The following is a 24,762-nucleotide window of genomic DNA, read 5'->3' on the forward strand; positions in this document are numbered from 1 at the left end:
CCACACATTGAAGCTTTATATCAACGATTATTAAGCCAGGGTAAAAATAAAATGTGTGCTTTAGGTGCTGCAATGCGCAAGCTTATACATCTGTGTTATGGCGTTTTAAAACATCAGACTGCCTATCAAAGAGATTATTTAGTGGTCGAATAATCTCAAAACCTGATTGACTACCAAGACGGTATCTCATCTCCTAAAAGGCGAGGGAATTTCACTGTGAAATCTAACCCTCTATTTAATTAAATGAGACACCCTCTCCCTGTGGGAGAGGGATGGGGTGAGGGATAAGTCAAAAAATTACTTAATATGCTCAGCAATATCAGTAAAGATCACACCTAAACCATGCGCACCAGCATCTGGATATCCCAGACTTCGATCACCTACAGTCCCGGCACGACCCATACGTGCGACGATATCTTTAGTGGATTCCGCACCTTGAACTGCTGCTTGAGCGCCTAGAACAAAGTTCTCTTTGAAGGTCTTGTCGATATTGGCAGACCACGAATCTGCGCACGGCACCAAAGCATCAATCAGGGTTTTGTCACCTACAACGGCACCACGGCCAAATGAACGTTCACCAGTCGTTTGAATACCTTTTACCGCTGCTTGCAGCATTTCGGCAAAATTCGCCACGGTTAATGTGGTTTTACCTTTAATGGCTTTACTTGCAGCACGGAAAGCTGAACCCCAGATTGGACCTGATGCACCGCCACAATGTTCCATGATGATCATTGAACAGTTCAGCAGAAAATCATCCATCTGTTCAGCTTGAACCAGTTCATGCCATTGGCGTTTAAGTTGTTTAAAACCTTTGGCCACACTCATTCCGAAGTCGCCATCACCAGCATGAGCATCTAACTCACAGAAAGGTACTTCATTTTTAATGATGCAGGCACTCATCACATCGACCACATAGCGCATGTTTTCAATGGTGAATTGTTCATTGGCAATCACAGCATGTTCAGGATGCGTTTCAACATCTGTATTTACTGTGCGTACAGCAGCTTCGTCTTTGGCCGCAAACTCAAATGGCAGTGCAGTTGAACCATCTATTTTAAATGCAGGAGTATTGGCTTCTGCATCCAGATAGGTCTTTAGTTCATCATCCACTGCCAACAAAGAAACCGATGCACCTGCCATGTCGATACTGGTCATGTAGTTGCCGACAAAGGTACGGTAGATTTTGATACCTTTGCTGGCCAGATGTTCACATACATCATTATTAAACACATACAATTCTTGCAGTGGCGTTGTGCCAAAACCATTAACTAGTACTGCAACTTCAGTCAGGTTCGGACGATCCAGGAACAGGTCATCGACAATGCGCTGCGCCAGTTCTTTAGAAGACAGAATCTTTTCACGACGGATCCCCGGTTCACCGTGGATACCGACGCCGTATTCCATTTCATCTTCAGTTAAAGTGAACGTTGGTGTGCCTTTGGCTGGAACGGTACAAGAGGTAAAGGCAAAACCAAAGCTAATCACATTATCCGCAGCTTTTTGTGCCAGTTCTTTAACACGTGCCAGTTCATAACCTTTAGAAGCAGCAGCACCGGCAATCTTATGCACGAAGATCGTACCGGCAACACCACGACGACCAACTGTATATAGGCTGTCTTTTACTGCGATGTCATCAGCGACTTTGACGTAATCGACTTTGATGCCATCTTCAGTTGCTAATGTAGCGCCATTCTGGAAATTCATCATATCGCCAGAATAGTTTTTAATGATCATTAGGACGCCTTTGTCAGTCGCCACTTGCTGCAAGGCTTTATAAACCTGAATTTGTGAAGGTGATGCAAATACGTCTCCACATACGGCAGCATCTAGCATGCCTTTACCAACAAAGCCGGCATGCGCTGGTTCATGACCACTACCACCTCCACTGATCAAAGCGACATTTTGGTGTTTTTCTTTACGAGAAATGATTTTATAAGATTCATTAAATGCCAGTTCTGGATGTGCCAGCACAAAGCCTTTGCACATTTCGACAACGATGTTTTCAGCACCGTTCATGAGTTTCTTCATTGGAACACCAAGAGTCATTGATTTGGGAGATAAATTTATTGGTCTATTATTCATGAAAGTGATGAATTTTGCAGACTTAAAAGTGTAAAAATGGGCGATTAATAGATGAAGGATTAGAGAAAGAGTGTTTTTTAATCCCTCTTTATAAAAGAGGGAATTAGGCAAATTTAGATATTAAGCAGGTTCGGATTCTTCTTCAAACTGTATATTGGGTATGCTCTGTTCGAGTTCTGAAATATCAGACCATTCCAAAGCACCATCAGGAAGCTCAGCATCCTCTAAGTCTAAAATGGAATCCAATAGTTGTTTGATCAGGATATATTTTTGAGGATCAGATTTAATTTTATTAATGCTGTTTTCAGGCTTATTAGAACTAATAGTTTCTGAAAAATATGCATGTTCAAAATTTATTAAAGAGGATATTACCTTACAATTTTCTCCCATCTGATCCTGAATTTTGCTGTTATTAGTCCAAGCAGGGTTATTAATTTCCACAATGTCATAGACTTTATTTTTTGCACATGAAAGCTGTTTATTAAGTTTACGACTTTGACACTTTGGAGTATCTGAATCATGTAAAACATAATATTTATTTTTGAAATGATTTAAAACTTTCATCATTGAAGCAACAGTTACTTTACCTCGTGCTCTGATGATATTTAAATTATGATAATTCTGATTTCCAATTTCAGTTTCACGCTGACGAATATAATTAAATGCTGAATACTCTGTGTCTCCTTCTACAATTAAAATTTTACCTCCAAAAAATGCGTGAGAAATATGAGAATCAAATAAGTTCATTAACTTTAAATTTTCTTTATCATTTTCATCTAATTTAGTTTGCTCAGGAGAAAAGAGAGTTGTAGTTTCAATACTATTTTCTATATTTTTTTCGACTCTTATAATAGTCGTATTATCTTTAGTTAAATCAATAAAGTTTGGGGAATGAGTAGCAATCATGATTTGCCAGTTTTGACTGTCAGGTAATGAATAAAGTACATCACGAGCATTTGCGATTGCTAGAGGATGTAAGCTAACTTCAGGTTCGTCTAGTAGAAGTATATGAGAACTATTTGAACCTAAATTTTCATGTTGAGATTTAGTTCCTTTTTTAGCTTTTATTCCTTTATCTGCTAGAAGTTTAAGGATTGTCCATAAAGCTGTTCTTCGACTACCACTTCCTTGTTTTTCTAAGGGGAATTTTTCACCATGAATTGCTCCCATTTGAACATCAAATTCATCTCCCAACATTTCTATGGAATATTCTAAATTAGAATTTGGTGATGTAATTTTTAATTCATGATTAGGGAAAATTTTACTAATAATACTATTAGCCTCAACTTCTAAAGTTACTATATTTTCTTGTTGCTGTGTTTTTGTTGAAATTTTTAAAATATCGATAAGATTTATAATTTTTTCATAATCTGTTTTTTCATCATCAGGATTAGATTTATAGGATTTTATTGCGGTATCAAGTAAACTTTTTAGAAGAGATTTAATCGCTTTCGCTTGAATTTCCGGCTCATCAAATGTACTAACTCTATGGGGCTTTGGTCGTTTTGACTTTGCAACATTATTTATTCCCCATGGCATTTTTTCTTTATCACTTGAGATAGCGAATCTTCCCTGAAAAACATTATATCCTATTCTTTCTGGTGCTTTTTTTGTTCCTGTCCAAGTCCACTTTTCTTTAATTAAATATGTCTGATCACTAATTTGTTCACACCATTCATCACCCGGTTTCGTTTCATTAGTAGCTATAGAATGTACTTCAATTTCAGGGAAATTTTGGGGATCAATCTGGTTATTATGAAAATCACATTCTTCTAGTTCTAAGCAATCAGTTACTACTTCAATTGCTTTTAAAATTGTACTTTTGCCTGCATTATTAGCACCAACTAAAATAACAACTTTATCTATATCTATTGATACAGGTGTACTACCAATACAACCAAAGTTTTTAATTATTAACTTTTTGATCTTAGGTATATTCATTATTTTCCCCGTTATATTTTTAAAAAGTACATTATTTAATCAGTTTGTAATTGTTTTTTAAAGAAAAAAATAATAATTCTTCATTTATTAAATTTCTATCTAAAAAAATCCCCTCAAGTGAGGGGATTTTTTCTTATCTAAATTAGAGGAATCTTAAACCACTGAATCATCCAGATTTGGCGCTAACCAGCGTTTCGCTTCATCCAGTGTCCAGCCTTTACGCTTCGCATAATCTTCCAGCTGATCGCCAGAGATTTTACCCACGTTAAAGTATTCAGTTTGAGGGTTTGCATAATAGAAACCACTCACTGATGAAGGTGGCCACATTGCAAAGCTAGAAGTCAGGTAAGTACCCATCTTCTCAGTCGTACCTAACCAGTCAAACAATGGCGCTTTTTCAGAATGTTCAGGACAAGCTGGGTAGCCCGGCGCAGGACGGATGCCGACATACTTCTCTTTGATCAATTCATCATTGTCCAGAGTTTCGTCAGCCTGATAGCCCCAGAACTCTTTACGGATCCGCTGGTGCAGATGCTCTGCAAAGGCTTCCGCAAAACGGTCACCCAAGGCTTGAACCATAATCGCATTATAGTCATCACCTTTGGCTTTATATTCCTGAGACAATTCTTCCGCACCGAAGATCGAAACGGTAAAGCCACCCAGATAATCCTGAGCCACATCTTTAGGCGCAATAAAGTCAGCCAATGAGTAGTTAGCCTTACCGGTTACTTTGTCAGACTGCTGACGCAAGTGCTCGAATGTATGTGTGATATTGCCAGCTTCATCAGTCACCGCAACCGTATCTGAACCGGTACGATTCGCAGGGTAGATACTGAAAGTTGCACGCGCATCGAAACGTTTATTTTCAATGATGTCTTTCAACATCGCCTGTGCTTGTGCATACAGGTCACGTGCGGCTTCACCCACGACTTCATCTTCAAGGATTTTCGGGAATTTGCCCGCAAGACTCCAAGAAATAAAGAACGGTGTCCAGTCAAAGTATTCCACCAAGGTTTCTAAAGGATAGTTGGTGAAAGTTTGTGAACCGATGAAGTTTGGTTTAAATGGTGCATTCTTATCGAAGTCGATTTTAAAACCATTTTCAACCGATTCAGCATAAGACAGTTTCGCTGCTTTCGGCTGCTTGTTGGCAAGACGGATACGAATCTTTTCATAATCCGCTGCATAGTCTGCTGCCAGTTTTGGCTTCATCTCGGCAGAAAGCAATTGAGTCGCTACACCGACGGCACGAGACGCATCAGCTGTGTAATACACGCCATCATTCTGGTATTGAGGGGCAATCTTCACAGCAGTATGCGCTTTAGAAGTCGTCGCACCACCAATCATCAATGGAATGTTAAAACCTTTACGCTGCATTTCTTTAGCAACGAAGACCATTTCATCTAGAGAAGGGGTGATCAGACCAGACAAACCGATGATGTCAACTTTCTCATCAATCGCAGTTTGCAGAATCTTTTCACATGGCACCATGACACCAAGGTCGACCACGTCATAACCGTTACAGCCAAGAACAACGCCGACGATGTTCTTACCGATGTCATGCACGTCACCTTTTACGGTCGCCATCAGGATTTTACCTTTGGCTTCGCCTTGAGTTTTTTCTGCTTCGATGTACGGGTTCAACCAAGCCACGGCCTGTTTCATCACACGTGCAGATTTCACTACCTGTGGCAGGAACATTTTACCGGCACCGAACAGGTCACCGACCACGTTCATACCGGCCATTAATGGGCCTTCGATCACGTCAAGTGGACGAACGGCTTTCAGGCGAGCTTCTTCAGTATCCTGGTCGATGTAAGTGGTGATACCTTTGACCAGTGCATATTCAAGACGCTTTTCAACTGGTTCATTACGCCATTCAAGGTTTTCTTCAGCTTTTTGCGCGCCACCTTGACCACGGTATTTCTCGGCAATTTCAAGCAATTTTTCAGTTGCTTCATTTCCGCTTTCACCCTGGTTACGGTTCAGGATCACATCTTCAACCGCATCTTTCAGGTCTTTGTCGATGTCATCGTAAATTGCCAGCTGACCAGCATTCACGATCCCCATGGTCAGACCTTGCTGGATACCGTAGTACAGGAATACCGCATGGATCGCTTCACGTACCGGCTCATTACCACGGAATGAGAACGATACGTTTGAGATACCACCAGAGATCATCGCATTTGGCAGGTTCTGTTTGATCCAGCCAGTCGCTTCGATGAAATCAACAGCATAGTTGTTATGTTCTTCGATACCGGTTGCCACCGCGAACACGTTCGGGTCAAAGATAATATCTTCAGACGGGAAGCCAACTTCATTCACCAACACGTCATAAGAACGCTTACAAATTTGTTTTTTACGTTCAGCAGTATCGGCCTGACCATTCTCATCGAATGCCATGACGATCACCGCTGCACCGTACTGACGGCAGAGGCGGGCGCGTTCTACAAACTCGTCATAACCTTCTTTGAGGGAGATCGAGTTAACAACCGCTTTACCTTGCACGCACTTCAGACCAGCTTCAATGATTTCCCATTTTGATGAGTCAATCATGATTGGCACGCGTGAAATATCAGGTTCAGATGCCACCAGATTCAGGAAGTGCACCATCGCGCCTTCTGAATCGAGCATGCCTTCATCCATGTTGATGTCGATGATCTGTGCACCGGCTTCAACCTGTTGACGGGCAACATCTAGTGCTTCAGCGAAGTTTTCTTCTTTGATCAGACGCAGGAATTTTTTCGAACCGGTGACGTTGGTACGTTCACCGACGTTCACGAACAATGAATCTTTGGTGATGTTAAATGGCTCTAAACCACTGAGGCGACATGCTGGTTCAATTTCAGGGACCTGACGCGGAGCAATACCCTCAACTGCTTGAGCAATCGCGCGGATGTGATCGGGAGTGGTACCACAACAACCACCGGTGATGTTGATTAGACCACTTTCAGCAAATTCTTTAATGAAAGCTGCAGTTTCTTCTGGAGTTTCATCATAACCACCGAAGGCATTTGGCAAGCCGGCATTAGGATGCGCAGACACAAAAGTATCCGCCACATCAGACACAGTTTTTACGTGTGGACGCATGGCATCTGCACCCAGTGCACAGTTGAAACCAATCGAGATCGGTTCTGCATGACGCATTGAGTTCCAGAACGCTTCCGCAGTTTGACCAGTCAAGGTACGGCCAGACGCATCAGTAATCGTACCTGAGATCATGATTGGCAATTCAGTGCCCAGTTCTTTAAACACTTCTTTCACTGCAAAGATGGCAGCTTTGGCGTTTAAAGTATCGAATACGGTTTCGATCAGGATGATATCAACACCACCTTCAATCAAGGCCTTGGTTGATTCGATGTAATTCACTTTCAATTCGTCAAAAGTGATATTACGGAAAGCAGGGTCATTTACATTTGGTGAAATCGACGTAGTACGTGATGTCGGCCCAATCACACCTGCCACAAAACGTGGTTTTTCAGGCGTTGAGTATTTTGCACAGGCTTCTTTGGCAAGACGCGCCGCTTCACGGTTGATCTCAGGAACCAGATCTTCCATGTGATAGTCAGACATTGAAACACGGGTGCCGTTAAAGGTATTGGTTTCAATAATATCGGCACCGGCTTCAAGATACGCTTCGTGAATGCCTTGAATAATCTGTGGCTGAGTCAGCACAAGTAAGTCGTTATTGCCTTTAAGGTCGTATGCCCAATCAGCAAAACGCTCACCACGATAATCGGCTTCTTCCAATTTATGGCGTTGGATCATGGTACCCATCGCACCATCGATAATTAAAATTCTCTTGGCAAGAAGTTCTTTTAGGGTGGCAAGTGTGGACATTCAAACTTTCTCAGTAAGCATCAAAAACGGCAATAATCTTAACAGATTAGTGCGCAGTTTTCTGTAGTGCTTATACAGAATGCTGGATATGCTTGATATGAAAATTTGATAAAGAAACTTAAGTTGGTATAGGAAGCTGAAAACAGATGGAAATCTGGAAATTAAAGTTTTTGATAAAAGGGTACGACTGGAAAATAAAATGTAAGCAGCTTTCATCAGAGTGTCATATTACAAAGCTAATCTTTAGCCAAATATGACAGGCTCGCAAATATGACAGCCGGGTAGGAATGATCAGATATATTGCAAAACATGAATAAAGCTGGGCGATTCAAGCGTTTTATTTTTAATAAATAATTGATTATATTTGTATATTTTTAAAATTTAGAGCATGTGGTTACAGGATAAACGGCAACGAGAAAGTCTAAAAAACTGGTTTATATGACAGCACTTTGTCATATAATTGTCACAATTTAACTGAACAATATGGGGATTCTTGAATCCTCTATTCCTGCTTGCATGAATTCTAATCAAACTCCCTTAGGTTCAGCACAACAGTCGCCTTCTGATAAGCCGGCCAATGTTCATGTGCCCACACCGAAATTTTTTATGCCGGTGTTTCTGACTCTAATTATCTCCACGCTGATCTATATCGGCTTCCAATTGACTTCAGATTTAGCTCATGTCCCACCGATCGGTCTGTATTCAATGCTTCTTTTAGGCACGGCGTTATTCATTGCGCTGGGCTTCGAATTCGTCAACGGTTTCCACGACACGGCCAATGCGGTTGCGACCGTGATTTATACCAATGCATTGTCTGCACCGGTTGCAGTCATGTGGGCAGGTTTTTGTAATTTCCTTGGGGTAATGGTGGCCAGTGGTGCTGTTGCATATGGGATCATTGCATTATTGCCTGTCGAGCTGATTATGAATGTCGGCACAGGTGCCGGTTTCGCTATGGTTTTTGCCATGCTGATTGCCGCGATTCTCTGGAATTTGGGTACCTGGTTCCTTGGCATTCCCGCTTCCAGTTCACATACCCTGATCGGTTCGATTCTGGGGGTAGGTATCATGAACTACCTGTTGAATTCAGGTGGTGGTGCTTCTGGTGTGGATATGGAACAGGTGCTGAAAGTTGGTAAAGCATTGCTGTTTTCACCTTTGATCGGTTTTGCTTTTGCTGGAGTGCTATTCCTGCTGGTGAAAAAGATCTTCAGAAAGCAACTTGAACTGTTTAAGCCACCTGAAGGCAATAAGCCACCACCACCGCTGATTCGTGCCATTCTGATCTTTACCTGTACAGGTGTGAGCTTCGCGCATGGTTCAAATGACGGTCAAAAAGGTATGGGTCTGATCATGCTGATCCTGATCGGTTGTGTACCTTTGGCATATTCATTAAACAAAAATCTGGATGCAGCACATATCCAGTCTTTTGGTCAGTTGTCTGCGCAAACGGCTGATGCGATTTATCCGCAGCATGAAGATATTCCGGACGAAAAAGCACGTGCCATCATCACGACCTACATTCAAACCAAAGAATTGAATGCTGAGGTTGTTCCTGCACTGGCAAGCCTGACAGATCATTTGGGTGATAAAGTCGGTAGCTACAGCAATATTAAAGATGTCCCAGAAACACAAGTTTCAGAATTCCGTAACGACATGTACCTGAGCACCACAGCATTTAAACGTCTGGACAAAGCAGAAGCTTTACCGGCAATGAGCGAGGCTCAGGAAAAAACCGTTGATGAGTATCGAGACAACTTGGATTCATTCCTGCAATACATTCCGACCTGGGTGAAAGTGGCAACAGCCTTGGCATTGGGTTTAGGTACCATGGTGGGTTGGAAACGAATTGTCGTAACTGTCGGTGAGCGGATCGGTAAAGAGCACATGACTTATGGTCAGGGGATGTCTGCCGAACTGGTAGCCATGTCTACGATTGCGGCTGCTGATGGCTTTGGTATGCCAGTATCTACCACTCATGTCCTGAACTCTGCAGTTGCAGGTACCATGGTGGCGAACAAGTCGGGCCTAAACTTTAAAATGGTCAAATCAATTCTGTCTGCCTGGGTATTTACACTGCCAGCAACGATCTGTTTATCAGGTGGTTTGTACTGGATTCTTCTGAAAGTTTTCTAAGAAGATTCGATGTAATAAACGCTGCTTAGGCAGCGTTTTTTTATGGGTGATTTTTATATTTCCTTGTGGAAGATAGGAGTACTCCTCTTCTGCAAGAGATGAGGGATTTAAATAAAAGATGACCCCTCCCTAACCCTCACTTGCGCTGCGCTTTAAAAGCAGTGCTTTAAAGCTTGCTCAGGAGAGGGAATTTCCATTTGGAAGTTATAGATAAATCACATGATAATCCCTCTCCCTATGGGACGAGTAGCGCCACTGCGCAAGGGGGAATTATTGAAACCTCTCTCTAACCCTCACTTGCGCTGTACTTTTAAAGCAATGCTTTAAAGCTTGCTCAGGAGAGGGAATCTTCTTGAAGATCCAAAAGAAGTATTAATTTCACAAAGAAAACACCCTCTCCCTATGGGATGAGTAACATTGCTACGCAAGGGGGTGAGGGTAAAGTAAAAATACTTTTTCACTAACCCATATTTGAGTATTACCTTAAAACTTGCTCTGGAGAGAGATCTATCTATTTAAGAAGAATTACTTCTTCAACTTCTTACCCAATAATCCCTTTGGTAATTTATCCGTTGCAAAACCATACAGCGCAGCAAAAGGCAGAGCAGTACGTGCCAGATAAGCCACACGCCATAAACCGCCATGATTTGCGCCTGACATCATCAACTCAAGGGGATGGTTGAGTTGTATATCAGGATTGGCCACAGATTCAGGATTACGTAGGTCGTGAATCCACAATGCCGCCATAATCGCATTGGTGGTTTCAGGTGCGAAAGCTTCTACATCAAACAGGCTGGCACCGTTAAACGCAGCTTTCAGCAGTGGATTTTTGGTCACAGAGTAAGTTGTGGTAGAAGGAGCGATATTGATGCTCACTTGCTGCCCGTTGGCACGAGCCAATGTTGCACGCCATTGCTGAATGCGTTTAGCCAGTGCATAGTTCGGACCTTGCTCAACGACCAGACAGTCACAAACACCATAAGACTTATCGCCAACCTTAAACAGATCCTGCTTATTTTTCTGGAAAAAATGCTTGCGTGAAATCAGTGAAATCCCTTTAGTTAAAGTGCTTTCTAGCTTAGATAATTGCTGATATTTGCTTTGTGAAGCCTGCACCACTTCTTCAGGTACGGCATAAACATCCGTTGGCGTGCACATATACATCAGGCTGGTATTGGCTTTCTGCTCGCTGACATATTTCATAATGGCATCCATTGCCATAGAAACACGTACGTGCTTTTCACCGTCCAGATAAGCAATTGCCGCGAGATCTAGATCTTGTTCAAACTGAATCAGCCATTGTGCAATTTCTGGAATCTGGGTGAGTAGGTTAGCCCCCAGTTTTTCTTTTAAAATGTCCAGTGAAGTATCAGCTGGCAGCTCTTCAACTGATGGTGCATATAAAGTGGCGTTGCCTTGACTCACTGTATCCAGAATTTTGTCCCACACACGGGTATTCGGCAGATCAATCGCGACAATATTAGCTTTCCATTTGGATAACCAGGTCAGTGGGCCTGCTTCAGAGGCAGCACCGAAGAGCACCATAGTACGATCCGACAGGTCAAACCATTCCGGATGGGCAATACATTCACGCAGGGCATTGGCATGACTCGGTTCGACGATACCACGATCTTCCCAAGATTGAATCTGATCTAGTAGTTCTTGTCCTTGCAGTTTTTTGCCATGATAGGGCACATACCATTCTGGGGCTTTTTCAGACTGACCTTTCAGCTGGAAAGTATTCAGGTTCTGCGCAGGTAAGGACATCACATCTTTCAGTAGATGCTTCTGGCCATCACGATAAAACTCAAAACTGGCATGTGCAGTTTCCAGACCTTGCTTGGCAATACTCAGTGCTGCACCTGCGGAGCGTAATCCATCCTCAACCAGATGTTTAAAGTGTACTGGATACTGCTTACGCCAGTTTTTTTCCTGCTGTGCTGCGGTAGCATGTACAGGATCGACTGCGCCTAAGGCTTCAGAAATAATATTACGGCCGATTTTCGATGTGCTTGGTTTTTGTTGTGAAGCAGAAATGGGAAATTGAAGACCGTCTAGGGAAGTGGACATGCAAAATATCTCGCGATTTACAGCAATTAATATACAGATGTATACATTATCGCTGCTAAGTTGCTTCCTGAGTTGGCATTAAATTCCAGTCTTGGGTCTTAATTTATTACTAGATGTTTCAAATAAAAAGGAAGCTTGAAGCTTCCTTTTTAGTAATGGGTTAAAAATTAATTCGCTGTGCCTTTAATGAGTTCTTCCAGCATGAAAGCGGTATTGTCCAAACCTGCACCAGTGATGTACCAGGCATCAGCACTCACATAGATCACTTTTTTCTCTGCCAAGGCTTTAGCATTTTTTAGGGCAGGGTGTTTCTGAATATTATCCTGAGCGGTGTATTTCTGGGTATTCACTGCACCACGATCCAGGACGATGATGTAATCCGGATTCTTCTCAACGGCTGCTGTAATACGCTGAACATTTTTCTCCGCTGCTTTCAATGCTTCTGGAGAGCCGGCTTCTGGACGGGGTGCATCTGACTGTTCAGAGGGATCCAATACCGGTTTAAAACCCGCTAATTCATAGACAAAGCCAAAACGGTCATTTCCTGCATGTGGCATAAAGTTTTCACCAACCGCAAACAGCATCAGTGCAGTTTTGCCTTCAGTTTGCTTTTTAAGCTGTTGCTGCAGCGTTGCGATTTTACCGAGCTTTTCAGTAGCAATTTTCTCTTTACCAAATGCACGTGCCAAGACATGGGTGCGTTCCGTCAGATCGGCAATATATTGACTAGTATCTGAAGAAAGGTCTAAAGTCGGAGCAATACCTTTAACTGCCTCAGCTTTAGAAGCCGAACGACCACCGACAATAATCAGATCAGGTTTTGTAGTTTTTAGTACATTGAGATCCGGTTCAAACAGAGAACCAGCTTTGGTGAATTTGTCCTGCTGGTATTTGCTTAAGTTGCCTGCAAAGCTTGCAGAAGGCACCAGCTGAGCTTCAAGCCCTAGTGTATTCAAGATATCCAGTGCCGAAAGGTCATATACTGCGATCTTTTTCGGGTTTTTTTTGAGTTGAATATTTTGGTCTTTATAGTCGAAAGTGACCTGTGCAGAAACTGTAAAGGAAGTCGTCAGTCCTAATATTGTGGCAAATGCTAAAGTCTTAAATTTCATGTTTATTCCTCTAAATTCGCGACAAGATTAGCATAATTGGTAGAAATGAAAATCATTTTCATATGTGAATGATTAAAAAAGGGATATTTGCTATCCCTTAATCATTCAAAACTTTAGAAGGGGATTTGAGTCAATTTATTCAGGAAATGCGGAATAAGTCGTGGCTCCAGAATAATCGTCATCACCACACCATAAGCTGCACCCCAAAGATGGGCACTGTGATTAATATTGCTGTTGCCACGTTTGCCCGACCAAATGCTATAGGCCACATATAAAACAGCAAAAATAATCGCAGGTACGGGAATAAAGAATACGAAAATCAGCTTCCATGGTTCAAACAGAATATAAGCGAACAGAACTGCGGATACTGCACCGGAAGCACCCAAGCTGGCCCAGCGCGCATCATTTTTATGTTTCAGATAACTTGGCAGAATCGCTGCAACCAGACCACCTAGATAAAACAGGATAAAGCCCAGATCATATAAATACTGGCGATAAAAACTTTCAATAATGCTGCCGAAAAAGAACAGCGTGATCATATTGAATAGTAAATGCGTGCCATCTGCATGGATAAAACCATGGGTAATGAAACGGTCATATTGACCACGTTGCATGGCAGGCGGCCAGAAAATCAGACGATTCATTACCGTTTCTTTTGAAAAAGCAATAAAAGAAACAATACAGGTGATCAGAATAATAGTGACGGTATGATTAAAAGGTAAATCAAGCATATAAGTAATTCTGTTTCTATCTATTTGACAATGATCATGCCATTAAAACAAATCTAAAGTGCGACTTTTATAATAAATCCGACAATTTTGGTTGAATTTTTATAATTACCCCGCATCTTCAGTTAAAATAGTAGCTTCAGCTTGAGGAAATTATTGTTATGTCGACTGAGAACAGCAACACTCCGGTTGCAGAAGAAATTCCAAATCTTTTGATTACACCGACAGCACAAGAGTATTTAAAGGATCTATTGGACAAACAGAATACACCAGGTATTGGCGTACGTGTGTTTGTAGAAAATCCGGGTACACCGCGCGCTGAATGTTGCATGGCTTATAGTGCACCTGATGAGGTTGTACCTACAGACTATAAGCAGGAATATCCAGATTTTCCGGCCTATATTGACTCTCCGTCAATTCCATACTTGCTAGATGCAGTTATTGACTACAATAAAGACCGTTTTGGTGGTCAGCTGACTTTCCGTGCACCAAACTCTAAAGTGCCACGCGTCGGTCCTGATGCCTCTGTAGAAGAGCGTATTACCTATGTGCTTCAGTCAGAAATTAACCCGGGTCTGGCAGGTCACGGTGGTAACTGTGCACTGGTTGAAGTGGTTGAAGATCCTGAGCATGGCTTAACTGCAGTTCTTAAGTTTGGTGGTGGTTGCCAGGGCTGTTCAGCAATTGATGTGACTTTAAAACAAGGCGTTGAAACAACCTTGAAACAGCATATTCCTGAATTGGCACGTGTGGTTGACCAAACTGACCATACCCAAGCTGAAGGTGCTTATTTCAAATAAGTCTCTAATAAAATTAGCTTGTAAGAAATACCTCGAATGCTCGGGGTATTTTTTTATCTAGATTTAATAATGATAATAATTATCAATACTAATTGTATTTATAGTTACATTTGATACAATGCGTCACAATTCCAGCAATATTTCTTCATAAATCAACTTTTGGGGCACCTTCGAATATGAGTAAGCCGTTTATGAAATCGACTTTGGCCTTTGCAGTGCTTTCAGCATTAGCTGTTTCAGTACAAGCACAAGACCAGGTAACTGAAGAACAAAAAGCAACATTACAGACTGAAACTACTAAATTGCAGACCATTGTGGTAACCACAGCGGGCGGTTTTGAACAAAATATTGCAGATGCACCCGCTTCTATTTCAGTCATTACCGCGGAAGAATTACAAAAAAAATCATATACAGATGTAATTGATGCTGTAAAAAATATGCCAGGCGTCTCTGTGCAAGGTGGCGGCAATAATAAAGAGATTACAATCCGAGGTATGGGTGCAACCTATACGAAATACCTTGTTGATGGCAGACCAATTAGCGCCGGTAGGGCAGTGAATGGTAATGGTACAGACGGTGGGAAAATTGGTGCATATTTACCACCAATTAACATGATTGAACGGATCGAAGTCGTACGTGGTCCAATGTCATCACTTTATGGTTCAGATGCTATGGGTGGTGTAATTAATATTATTACTAAAAAAGCGTCTGCTAGTAATTGGTATGGAAGTATTTCTCCTGAATATACGAAGTCTGATAATGATTATGCAAATGATAGTTATGGCGTCAGCATGTATGTCACAGGCCCATTAATTCAAGATAAATTATCTTTAAGTATAGATGGTAACTTCCAGGGGAATGACGAAAGTGACTTTGTCGGTGGAGAAGGGCAAAAATCTGGTTCAAGTGAGTCTGAGAAGAAAGTGAGAAAGCTCGGTACTGAACTGGTTTGGAATGTCGATGAACATAACGATATTGGTTTGAGATATGATTTTACAGGGCAGCAGTACACTACAACACTGGGTAAAAGTGTGGATGTTGCCACTCAAGCCTCTATCAATGAAAATGAGAAAAATCTATATACCTTAACGCATAAAGCACGTTACGATAATTTTACCCTTGATTCATACTATCAAGATGAGACAACTAGAAAAGTTTATAGTGGTGTCGTTGCTGACGAAAAAAATGAAGAATTAAAAGTCTTTAATACACAAGGCTCATTCTTTTTGGGTAACCATGCATTAACAGTGGGTGGTCAATATCAAAAAGAAAAAATCACTGATACCACAAATGGTCTAGCCGATATTACTGGGGTCACTTCACTCGACCGTTGGTTATTTGCCTTATATGCAGAAAATGAGTGGAGCATTACCGATGATTTCGCTTTAACTGTGGGCGCCCGCTACAATAAAGATGAATACTTTGGTGGTGAAATTACACCGCGCGTCTATGGTGTTTATCATTTAACTGATGCTTTAACTTTGAAAGGTGGTGTAAGTACAGGCTATAAACAACCAACGATTAGCCAAATTTCAGAAGGTTTTGGTAGCAGAACAGGAAAAGGCAGTGCTGTCATCATTGGTAACCCTGATTTGTCTCCAGAAAAAAGTACGAGCTATGAATTCGGATTTAACTATTCGGCTCCTGAACTTGGTTTAACAAGCAGTTTAATGGTCTTTAAATCTGATTTTAAAGATAAAATTGTTGAAGATCGTTTATGTGACACGCCAGGAACAACAAATAGTTCTCCTGTAGAAGAATGGAAATGTTCGGCAAATGGCAAGCCATATCGATTTGTTAGCCAAATGAAAAACGTTTCCGATGCAGAAATGAAAGGTGCTGAATTCACATTAGACTATGATGTACTGGATAATCTTCACGCGAGTACAAGTTATACTTATACAAAAACTGAGCAAAAAAGTGGCGAATTTAAAGGCCAGCCTTTAAATAAAATGCCAAAACATATGCTGAATGTCGGTCTGGATTATGATGTTTCAGATACCTGGACGACCTGGATGGACTATAATTACCGTGGCAAAACCAGTGATTATTTAAGCCGTACTTCTATGGATAATGGGACACCGGGATATGGTACTTTTGATGCCGGTGCAGTCTTTAAAGCGACAGATAACTTAAGGTTGACCGCTGGTATTTATAACATTGCAAATAAAGAAATTACCAATGGCGATTATGACATTGTACTTGATGGTCGTAGATACACCGTGGGTATGAATATCAAATTCTAATTCATAGATATGAAAAAGCCGCTTTCTAGCGGCTTTTTTTAGTCTTCAATCTTTAAAATTTTTAAGGTATTTTCAGTATAATAGAATTTTGCCAGATAGGCACGGGCACGTTCACGCAAATAGCCCTGATGAATCATCTGCTGAATAATCGGTGTCAGCAATTCATTCAGTTCATGTTGAATCAATGCTTCATCAATATTCAGATCTCGTAATAACTGATCAAAAGTATGTTCCTGATTACGTACATACCAAGTATAAATCCCGTCATGCAGTTGCTGCTGCATATATTCCGTCTGGCGCATATGATCCCAGATCTCGTGCCCTAAACTCACCGTCTGGTTCAGATCCTGGGTTTCAATATAGTTCTTGAGTACGGAAAGCGGCATGTCTTTGATCTTATGCCAAAGATTGGCCTGAAAATGGTACAGCTTGTCATCATCAAAGTGCTGGTTCAGGACATGCTCACTCATCTGGCTGAGTTTTAAAATATTTTTTTGCAGATAACGGGAGACCGTGTTGTCCAGACTGGAATCCGTGACATTTTCCAGAACAGATTTGCCCATTTTCATAAAACGGGAAACACCCGGCACACTCTTGGCAATCACAGAATTATCCAGATAATCCTGAATCGAATGCTGGATCAGTTGCGTAATCATGGCCGAGAAAGCAGGGTTATTCACCACCGCTTTGATTAGGCGCTGACGATGACCACTTTTGCTGGCCACATATTGTGCAATTTTATCAATGGTCAGTACCGGAATGACATCTGCAATTTTGGTTGTATCATTGGCTGGATGAACCAATGCGAACCGGATATGTTCGGCAATCTGCTCAATCAGAAAAGAACTGGCAGCAGTATCCAGAATCTGCTTTTGTAGTAGCTGATTGATCAGTTCACAGCTCCACAGATCTTTAAGCGACTGCTTGCGCAACCAGAGATAAAACTCATGAAACTCGCTTTGAATGGTTTCAGATTGAGAAAATACCTGATCAAGAAAATCAAGTTGAGCATCAATCAACTGCTCAATCATCGGGTGTTTCTGCATAACTTCTCTGAAACTTAATTGAAAGGAATGAGTGTATCAGCTAGTGGATTTTTTAGGGTCTGTGTCTTGGCCAGGAAAGGCAAATAATGTTGGGCAACCTGTTTTTCTGCTTCCAGAATCGGCATATGACCAACATTATTTAAAATCACCGGAGTTTCAGCACGTTTCAATAAAGAATATAGCTCTTTCACCACTTCGACATTAATAATTCGATCCTGTTTTCCCCATAAAATTAAAGTCGGGGCTTCCACTGTACGGGTCAGACGGGCAAAGGTATCAGGCGTATACAGCCGGTTGAGCATTACCACCTGATCAATCGATTTGCTGGTTTGTTCCGAACGGGCAATCAACAGTTTTTCCTGCGCATGTCTTAACTGGTAAGGCATCGCTGGTGGATTCTGCATCAGCTGTTTGGAGACATCTTCCAGATCGCCCGGTTTACTGACAATCAGATCTTTGAGCGCATGTGGGTCTTTGGTATAAGGCGTATTGCCCATTTTATAGATGCCGGCACTATTTACTAGAAACAGGCTTTGGGTATCGAAAGGGTATTGGGATGCATAAACTGTCGCAATTGAGCCGCCCAAAGAATGACCGGCCACATGCAGATTCTTTTCAATCTTCAGGGTTTCGACAAAAGCACGTAATTGCGAAGTGACATTGGGTACAGACAAGTCAAAATCTGCTGGAATCCGGGTATCGCCATTGCTCGGCAAATCCGGAATGATGACATGATAATACGGAGTCAAAAACTGGGCGACACGATTCCAATTGTCGCGTGTGCCTGCTAGGCCATGAATCAGGATAATCGAGGGTTTGTTTTTTGCACCGCCTTCGCTATAACTCCAAGTCACATCCCCGACTTTCAAGGTTTTGGATTGTAGACCCGCCTGGATGCGTTGCTGGCTCAGGTAAAGCTGTAAAACTTCGGCAGATTTGGCTTTCGGTGGCGTAAACAGATATTGGCTATGGCTCAGGCTAGATAGGCTAAGACCCAGAGCGACTAAAGTGGAATAGATAATTTTTGAGCGCAATTTTATTATTTTCTTCATTAGCACTGTCCCCTGAAAAAACTGAGCAAAAACGCTCAAAATACTTCCGTGTTATCGATTTGCAATTTATAGATGAATCAAATCGTAATCTTTCACTTATTTTAAAGCATTCCTTAATATTGTACATCTGTTAATTATTAGCTTGAGCAGAAAAACTGCTCAAAAAACGTGATGAATTTCACAGAAAAATTCCCAGAACAAGAAATCATCAAAGCGCTAAAAATTTTACAGCTAATTTTTTTTGCAAGTGACATTCAAAAAATCTAGCAGTAAGATATTCCCACTAAAAACATCGATGGTAAAAAAGAATGCTCACAGCTCAGGAAGCTATAGATCGTCTTAAAAAGGGTAACCAGCGCTTTGTCAATGGTGAAACGCAGCATTTAAAATTATTATCGCATCAGCAACGTGCTGAAATGGCAGAAAGTCAGGAACCATTTGCTATTGTTTTAGGATGTTCAGATTCACGTGTACCTGCAGAAATGGTCTTTGACCAGGGTCTGGGTGATCTGTTTGTCATTCGGGTAGCAGGTAATATTGTTGCACCGTCTCAGGTCGGCAGTGTCGAGTTCGCAGCAGAAAGCTTTGGCTGTCCGATTGTGATTGTCTTGGGTCATACGCATTGTGGCGCTATTCATTCAACAATTGAAGCATTAACCAATCCGGCAACACCGCCATCTGCAAATCTAATGTCAATCGTGAACCGTGTACGTCCATCAGTTGAAATTCTAATGCAGACTGAACTGAAAGATGACCTGAATAAACTATCTAAACATGCAGTCCGTTCCAATGTATTTGCTTCAGTAAATCAATTACGTCATGGTTCTGCAGTTCTAGAAAGCCTGATTGCTAAAGGTAAGTTACAGGTGATTGGTGCAGAATATTCACTTGAAACCGGTGAAGTAACTTTCTTTGACTTCTAAGAAAATTTTAAGATTTGATTCAGTTAAAGGCGCCTTAGAGGGCGCCTTTAATATAAGGATAAGCATTATTTAATAAAATAGTCTGGGCTTTGGTGTTGGGATGAATCTGATCCTGTTGCATCAGACTTTTATTGCCAGCGACGCCTTGCATAAAGAAGGGTAGTAGTTTGACCTTATACTGCTGACTGACCACCTTATAGTTATTTTCAAAAGCCTTACTATATGCCTGGCCATAATTTGGTGGCATTTTCATTCCAAAAACAACCACATTCGCCTTGGCTTTCTGACTTTGTTGTACCAGAGCTGCTAAATTTTTTTGAATCATTTGGGGTGGCTGTCCACGCAGGCCATCATTCCCGCCAAGCTCAATCACCACAATATCTGGACGGTGCGTCTGTAGCAGTTTCGGCAGCCTTGCCAAGGCACCACTGGTGGTTTCACCGCTCACACTTGCATTGACCACTTTATGCTGTTTCGGATAGTGTTGGTCCAAACGCTTTTGTAATAAATGTACCCAACCTTGCTGTGGTTGCATGCCATAACCAGCACTTATACTGTCACCCACAATCATAATGGTCTTTGCCGACAGACTAAAAGGAATCAGGCACAGTCCAAAGAATACCAGGCAAGGCAATACACGATTTTTCTGATTTAGATCTTTCATATAGGACACGTATGATTCAAAGCAGCAACGATTCGACCATCATGCCACAAGCGATTATTTCTGCCCAGAAATTGACACAAAAGATACAACTTTCACAAAAACAACTGACTATTTTTGAAGATCTTTCGCTGGAAATTTTGACTGGAGAACAGGTCGCCATTACTGGGCGTTCCGGTTCAGGAAAGTCAACTTTACTGGGCATTTTGGCCACTTTGGATCAGGCTAGTTCCGGGCAGTTAACGGTTTGTGGAGAGCTGGTATCGAACTTGAATGAAGAACAGCGTGCTTTAGTCCGGCTAAAAAATATTGGCTTTGTATTTCAGTCTTTCCAGCTTTTACCTCATCTTACGGCACTTGAAAATGTCATGCTGCCTTTACGTTTACAGCTAGATTTTAAATATAGTGATGCCGAACAAAAGGCGCTGGCATTGCTACAAAAGGTCGGATTAGACCGTCAGGCTCAGCAAACACCAAAAGTACTGTCGGGTGGGGAGCAGCAACGTGTCGCTATTGCCCGCGCATTGGTCAGTGAACCCAAAATCATATTTGCTGATGAACCGACAGGTAATCTGGATGGGGAAACCGCTCAGGAAATTGAACAGCTGCTCTTTCAGTTAAATCGCGAATTAGGCACCACGCTGGTTCTGGTTACCCATGATCCTGATCTGGCCCAACAATGCCAGCGTCATTTTGAACTGGTCAATGGTCAGCTGATTGAACATGCGAGTGGAGGCTGATATGCAGCATCTGTTTCGTCCTTTACTCAGACAAAGTTTTAATACGACAGGGATTTATCTGCTAATCATCGCGCTGACCTTAGCGATTAGTGCCACAACGGCACTAAAGTTCAGTAATGAACAGATTCAGAACGCCGTTGCTTTACAGGCAGCTGAAATGCTGGCGGGGGATCTGGTGCTTTCTGATAATGAGCCGCTAGCTCAGGAATGGCGTGATCAGGCCAGGCAGCTCGATTTACAGCAATCCGAAGTCACATTTTTCAGTACGATGGCTTATACCAATGATCAGTTTGTCATGGTCAATGTTAAGGCTATTGATCAGGCTTTTCCTTTACGAGGAGAGCTACGGGTTCAGCCTGCAGCAGATAAAATCCAAGCGGGGGAAATCTGGCTGAGTTCACGGGCCATGGATCTGCTCAAGGTCAAACTGGGTGATGAACTGAATATCGCCGATGCCAAATTTAAGGTTACTGCAAAAATTGAGCAGGATTCTAATCAGGAGCTGGGTTTTTCTGGCTTTTCGCCGACTGTGATTATTGCTCAGTCAGAAGTGGCGCGCACCAATGCGATTCAGGTCGGTAGCCGGATTGATTACCGTTTATTAATGGCAGGCAATCCAGCCGATACCCGGCAATATGAAACCTGGTTCAAGCAGAAGATAAAATCTGAAAATGGGACTTCAGATGAAGCAGATGCTGAGGTTGAGGGACAAGAACTGGAACAGCAGGGCAGTCTACGCTTGCGTAATGCCAGCGAAGGCAATACCCGTTTAATGAAACCAATTGCCAATCTGGATACTTTTCTGCAACTGGCGAATATTCTCACCATTTTATTATGCGGGATTGCCATTGCTTTAACCGCACAACGTTATGTACAGCAGAACCAGGATCATATTGCCCTGATGCGTTGTATTGGCGCGACCAAAAATCAGATTCTGGCCGCTTATCTGGCTTTGCTGGGTTTAGTGCTTTTAATCGCCATGTTGATTGGTAGCGTGATAGGTGTTGCATTGGGTTATGGCTTGCTGCAGCTCATGCTACAGCTGATTCCAAACTTGCAGCTTGAGTTCTCTGCTACGGCGATGCTGCTGGGGCCCTTGCCAATTGCCATGCTGACCAGTGCAGTGGTGTTACTGGGCTTTGTCATGCCCAGTCTGTTTCAACTCTTAAATACTCCTCCGATTCGGGTCATTCGTCAGCAGGAAAAATCCGTCCATTCGATGTTGTGGATGTTACTGACCGGAACCTTAAGTCTGATTATTTTCAGTGTGATTTTAACGGAAAATATCGTGCTGACAGCTTGGGTGATTGGGGCCATTATTCTGCTTTGTGCTGTTCTGTATTTTACGGTCTGGAGTATTTTAAAACTGCTGCGTAATCTGAAATTCAATCTGTCTGCCTATGTACGGACACCGTATCAGACCGCTTTACAGATTACTGCCTTAGCTTTAGGACTCAGTTTGATTAGTGTGCTGGCTGTACTGCGTACAGATTTACTTGATCGATGGCAGCAACAGTTGCCGGAAGGGACACCCAACCAGTTTGTTTATGGTCTGCCGCCTTTTGATATGCCTGACTTAAAAGCTCAGTTAGAACAGAATGGCTGGAAAAGCACGCCGCTTTATCCCAATATTCGCGGGCGTCTGGTAGCGAAAAATGATCATCCTTTTGCTGCTGAACTGGTCAAAAAGAGTAATACCTTAAGACGTGAACTGAATCTGACCCAGTCGGATCGCTATCCTCAGGATAATGTGATTGTTCAGGGGGAGGCAGGATTGAAACAGCCGGGTGAGGTTTCGGTCGAAGCCAATACTGCACAAGAGCTGGGCATCAAACTGGGAGATAAGCTCAACTTTAGCCTGCCTGAAGGCATACTCGAAGCCAAAGTGGTGAATCTCAGAACGGTAGAGTGGGAGAGTTTTAGTCCAAACTTCTTCTTTATCTTTGCACCAAATACTATGGATGCCAATGCGGGCAGTTATCTGGGCAGCTTCTATGTACCGGAAACAGACAAAGATAAACTGGTGAATCTGGTTCAGCGTTTTTCGAATACGGTATTTATTGATGTCAGCCTGATTCTGGAAGAAATCAAACGAATTGTGAATGTGCTGGTACAGATCATTACCATTCTGGCTGTGCTGGTCAGTGTATCCGGTTTTCTGGTACTGATGGCCTGTCTAAACCTGCTCATGGATGAACGTAAACGTGAAGTGGCTTTGCTCCGGTCTTTTGGTAGTTCCAAACAGAAGCTGAAAACCATGATGAGTCTGGAAATCGGTTTTATCGGACTATTCGCCGGTATTGTTTCATGTCTGTTTGCAGAAGTGATCAGCGCCATTGCCAGCTATAAGATGGATCTGATCATCCAGCCTCATTGGGAAATCTGGATTATCCTGCCTGTGTTTATGACTGTATTATGTACCCTGATCGGGCGTTATCGTCTGAGTTATCTTTCCGAAATTCCACCTTTACAAAGCCTGCGTGAGATGAATCAATAAGATTCATTTCGCAGGTTGATCGGCCAACTGCTGTTGTAGCATTTGTAAAATCTCTTGCCAGAGTGGGCGGATCGGTTCAAGCAAAGCCAGATTATATTGATACAGCACGATACAGGCAGCGACGCCGAGCAGTAAGGCAACCAGACTGACCAAACGGCCACGCTGCATTTTCTGACCAAGATACCAGAGCGCTGTTAGTCCGGCCCCCATGATCATGCCGCCAATATGTGCGGCATTGTTAATTCCGCTGATCATAAAGCCCATCGCCAGGTTAAGGCCCATGATCATTACGAGCGTTTTTTTATCCAGAATAAAAGGCTGACGGGGCAACATTGGCAGTAAAGATAGAACAGTCAGGGAGGCACCGAGACCCATGACTGCACCCGAAGCACCCGCACTAACACCCGGCAATAAGCCAGGATTGGCTACACCGCCTTCGATTAAGGCATAACTGTCCTGGATACTCATATAGCCACTGAGCAAACTACCCATCAGGCCGGCACAAATATAAAGACCTGTAAAATAGATCCGGCCAAAAATTTGTTCAGCGACACTACCAAAAATATACAGTGCCCACATATTCAACATCAGGTGAATTAAGCCAAAATGAAAAAACATGCTACTAAACAGGCGTATGGGTTCCGCTAAATACGTTAAAGGTGCATAATCTGCTCCCCAGCGAATGGCATCTGGAGAACTTGGCTGTGTGATGTCCATTCCATTCAGAACCTGCCAGCCAAACAGGCCGACATTGATACAGATCAGGAGTGCGGTCATCCACCAGAGCTGCATTTCCAGTTTGCGATGTGTTGTTGGGGGAGAATATTCAGGCATGCTATTTTTTTGCTGTGATTGTATATTTCGAATAAGCTTAACACGAAAAATTGA

General features: G+C 42.3%; 16 protein-coding genes and 1 pseudogene. 7 read left to right on the top strand and 10 right to left on the bottom strand.

Annotated elements, in window-relative coordinates:
* Window positions 1-153, top strand: a pseudogene (locus FTV14_RS15950) (IS110 family transposase); the annotation flags it as partial.
* Window positions 154-297: 144 nt separating this feature from the next.
* On the opposite strand, the gene dhaK reads toward FTV14_RS15950, so the two are convergent.
* From dhaK to metH, 3 genes are all read right to left on the bottom strand, one after another.
* Window positions 298-2,028, bottom strand: a complete 1,731-nt coding sequence (dhaK, locus tag FTV14_RS01140) for a dihydroxyacetone kinase subunit DhaK (protein WP_180053140.1) — start codon at window positions 2,026-2,028, stop codon at window positions 298-300.
* A gap of 174 nt (window positions 2,029-2,202) precedes the next feature.
* A complete protein-coding gene (locus FTV14_RS01145) occupies window positions 2,203-4,023 on the bottom strand; it encodes an ATP-dependent endonuclease (protein WP_180053141.1) in 1,821 nt (606 codons plus the stop codon).
* Window positions 4,024-4,176: 153 nt separating this feature from the next.
* Window positions 4,177-7,863 carry a methionine synthase gene (gene metH, locus FTV14_RS01150; RefSeq protein ID WP_180053142.1) on the bottom strand — a complete coding sequence of 1,229 codons (3,687 nt, stop codon included), beginning with the start codon at window positions 7,861-7,863 and terminating at the stop codon, window positions 4,177-4,179.
* A 516-nt stretch (window positions 7,864-8,379) separates the two neighbouring features.
* Between metH and FTV14_RS01155 the strand changes: the two genes are divergently transcribed.
* A complete protein-coding gene (locus FTV14_RS01155) occupies window positions 8,380-9,999 on the top strand; it encodes an inorganic phosphate transporter (protein ID WP_034589959.1) in 1,620 nt (539 codons plus the stop codon).
* Between the two features lie 525 nt (window positions 10,000-10,524).
* Here FTV14_RS01155 and FTV14_RS01160 read toward each other — a convergent pair.
* From FTV14_RS01160 to FTV14_RS01170, 3 genes are all read right to left on the bottom strand, one after another.
* Window positions 10,525-12,069, bottom strand: a complete 1,545-nt coding sequence (locus FTV14_RS01160) for a hypothetical protein (RefSeq protein ID WP_180053143.1) — start codon at window positions 12,067-12,069, stop codon at window positions 10,525-10,527.
* Between the two features lie 167 nt (window positions 12,070-12,236).
* A complete protein-coding gene (locus FTV14_RS01165) occupies window positions 12,237-13,181 on the bottom strand; it encodes an ABC transporter substrate-binding protein (protein WP_180053144.1) in 945 nt (314 codons plus the stop codon).
* Window positions 13,182-13,294: 113 nt separating this feature from the next.
* Entirely contained in the window at window positions 13,295-13,912 is a 618-nt protein-coding gene (locus FTV14_RS01170) for a rhomboid family intramembrane serine protease (protein WP_004783040.1), read from the bottom strand.
* A 158-nt stretch (window positions 13,913-14,070) separates the two neighbouring features.
* Here FTV14_RS01170 and nfuA point away from each other — a divergent pair, with 158 nt between their 5' ends.
* Window positions 14,071-14,709, top strand: coding sequence for a Fe-S biogenesis protein NfuA (gene nfuA, locus FTV14_RS01175; protein ID WP_004783039.1), 639 nt, complete (start codon window positions 14,071-14,073; stop codon window positions 14,707-14,709).
* A 191-nt stretch (window positions 14,710-14,900) separates the two neighbouring features.
* A complete protein-coding gene (locus FTV14_RS01180; RefSeq protein WP_257219732.1) occupies window positions 14,901-16,955 on the top strand; it encodes a TonB-dependent receptor domain-containing protein in 2,055 nt (684 codons plus the stop codon).
* Window positions 16,956-16,993: 38 nt separating this feature from the next.
* Here FTV14_RS01180 and FTV14_RS01185 read toward each other — a convergent pair whose 3' ends face one another.
* Window positions 16,994-18,001: a hypothetical protein gene (locus FTV14_RS01185; RefSeq protein ID WP_180053146.1), complete on the bottom strand. Its 1,008-nt coding sequence runs from the start codon at window positions 17,999-18,001 to the stop codon at window positions 16,994-16,996.
* A 14-nt stretch (window positions 18,002-18,015) separates the two neighbouring features.
* A complete protein-coding gene (locus FTV14_RS01190; RefSeq protein ID WP_180053147.1) occupies window positions 18,016-19,053 on the bottom strand; it encodes an alpha/beta fold hydrolase in 1,038 nt (345 codons plus the stop codon).
* A gap of 308 nt (window positions 19,054-19,361) precedes the next feature.
* On the opposite strand from FTV14_RS01190, the gene FTV14_RS01195 reads away from it, so the two are divergent.
* On the top strand, window positions 19,362-19,976 hold the full coding sequence (locus tag FTV14_RS01195; RefSeq protein WP_004783034.1) for a carbonic anhydrase: 615 nt from the start codon (window positions 19,362-19,364) through the stop codon (window positions 19,974-19,976).
* A 34-nt stretch (window positions 19,977-20,010) separates the two neighbouring features.
* On the opposite strand, the gene FTV14_RS01200 is transcribed toward FTV14_RS01195, so the two are convergent.
* Window positions 20,011-20,640: an arylesterase gene (locus FTV14_RS01200; RefSeq protein ID WP_179992124.1), complete on the bottom strand. Its 630-nt coding sequence runs from the start codon at window positions 20,638-20,640 to the stop codon at window positions 20,011-20,013.
* 11 nt (window positions 20,641-20,651) lie between these two features.
* On the opposite strand from FTV14_RS01200, the gene FTV14_RS01205 reads away from it, so the two are divergent.
* Window positions 20,652-21,377 (top strand): ABC transporter ATP-binding protein, encoded by a 726-nt coding sequence (locus tag FTV14_RS01205; protein WP_034170433.1) that lies wholly within the window; start codon window positions 20,652-20,654, stop codon window positions 21,375-21,377.
* A 1-nt stretch (window position 21,378) separates the two neighbouring features.
* Window positions 21,379-23,874: an ABC transporter permease gene (locus tag FTV14_RS01210; RefSeq protein WP_180053148.1), complete on the top strand. Its 2,496-nt coding sequence runs from the start codon at window positions 21,379-21,381 to the stop codon at window positions 23,872-23,874.
* Window positions 23,875-23,877: 3 nt separating this feature from the next.
* Here the strand turns inward: FTV14_RS01210 and FTV14_RS01215 are convergent, their stop codons facing one another.
* Entirely contained in the window at window positions 23,878-24,708 is an 831-nt protein-coding gene (locus FTV14_RS01215; RefSeq protein ID WP_180053149.1) for a rhomboid family intramembrane serine protease, read from the bottom strand.
* Between the last annotated feature and the right edge of the window lie 54 nt (window positions 24,709-24,762).

Origin of the sequence: Acinetobacter sp. YH12236 (assembly GCF_013417645.1) — a bacterium.
In the GTDB taxonomy this organism is placed as follows: domain Bacteria; phylum Pseudomonadota; class Gammaproteobacteria; order Pseudomonadales; family Moraxellaceae; genus Acinetobacter.

Excerpts from the sequence above, each read along its gene's own strand:
- FTV14_RS01155 (WP_034589959.1), top strand. The coding sequence starts at position 8,380 with ATGAATTCTAATCAAACTCCCTTAGGTTCAGCACAACAGTCGCCTTCT.
- FTV14_RS01165 (WP_180053144.1), bottom strand. The coding sequence starts at position 13,181 with ATGAAATTTAAGACTTTAGCATTTGCCACAATATTAGGACTGACGACT.
- FTV14_RS01190 (WP_180053147.1), bottom strand. The coding sequence starts at position 19,053 with ATGAAGAAAATAATAAAATTGCGCTCAAAAATTATCTATTCCACTTTA.
- nfuA (WP_004783039.1), top strand. The coding sequence starts at position 14,071 with ATGTCGACTGAGAACAGCAACACTCCGGTTGCAGAAGAAATTCCAAAT.
- FTV14_RS01195 (WP_004783034.1), top strand. The coding sequence starts at position 19,362 with ATGCTCACAGCTCAGGAAGCTATAGATCGTCTTAAAAAGGGTAACCAG.
- dhaK (WP_180053140.1), bottom strand. The coding sequence starts at position 2,028 with ATGAAGAAACTCATGAACGGTGCTGAAAACATCGTTGTCGAAATGTGC.
- FTV14_RS01145 (WP_180053141.1), bottom strand. The coding sequence starts at position 4,023 with ATGAATATACCTAAGATCAAAAAGTTAATAATTAAAAACTTTGGTTGT.
- metH (WP_180053142.1), bottom strand. The coding sequence starts at position 7,863 with ATGTCCACACTTGCCACCCTAAAAGAACTTCTTGCCAAGAGAATTTTA.
- FTV14_RS01205 (WP_034170433.1), top strand. The coding sequence starts at position 20,652 with ATGATTCAAAGCAGCAACGATTCGACCATCATGCCACAAGCGATTATT.
- FTV14_RS01210 (WP_180053148.1), top strand. The coding sequence starts at position 21,379 with ATGCAGCATCTGTTTCGTCCTTTACTCAGACAAAGTTTTAATACGACA.
- FTV14_RS01180 (WP_257219732.1), top strand. The coding sequence starts at position 14,901 with ATGAAATCGACTTTGGCCTTTGCAGTGCTTTCAGCATTAGCTGTTTCA.
- FTV14_RS01200 (WP_179992124.1), bottom strand. The coding sequence starts at position 20,640 with ATGAAAGATCTAAATCAGAAAAATCGTGTATTGCCTTGCCTGGTATTC.
- FTV14_RS01170 (WP_004783040.1), bottom strand. The coding sequence starts at position 13,912 with ATGCTTGATTTACCTTTTAATCATACCGTCACTATTATTCTGATCACC.
- FTV14_RS01160 (WP_180053143.1), bottom strand. The coding sequence starts at position 12,069 with ATGTCCACTTCCCTAGACGGTCTTCAATTTCCCATTTCTGCTTCACAA.
- FTV14_RS01185 (WP_180053146.1), bottom strand. The coding sequence starts at position 18,001 with ATGCAGAAACACCCGATGATTGAGCAGTTGATTGATGCTCAACTTGAT.
- FTV14_RS01215 (WP_180053149.1), bottom strand. The coding sequence starts at position 24,708 with ATGCCTGAATATTCTCCCCCAACAACACATCGCAAACTGGAAATGCAG.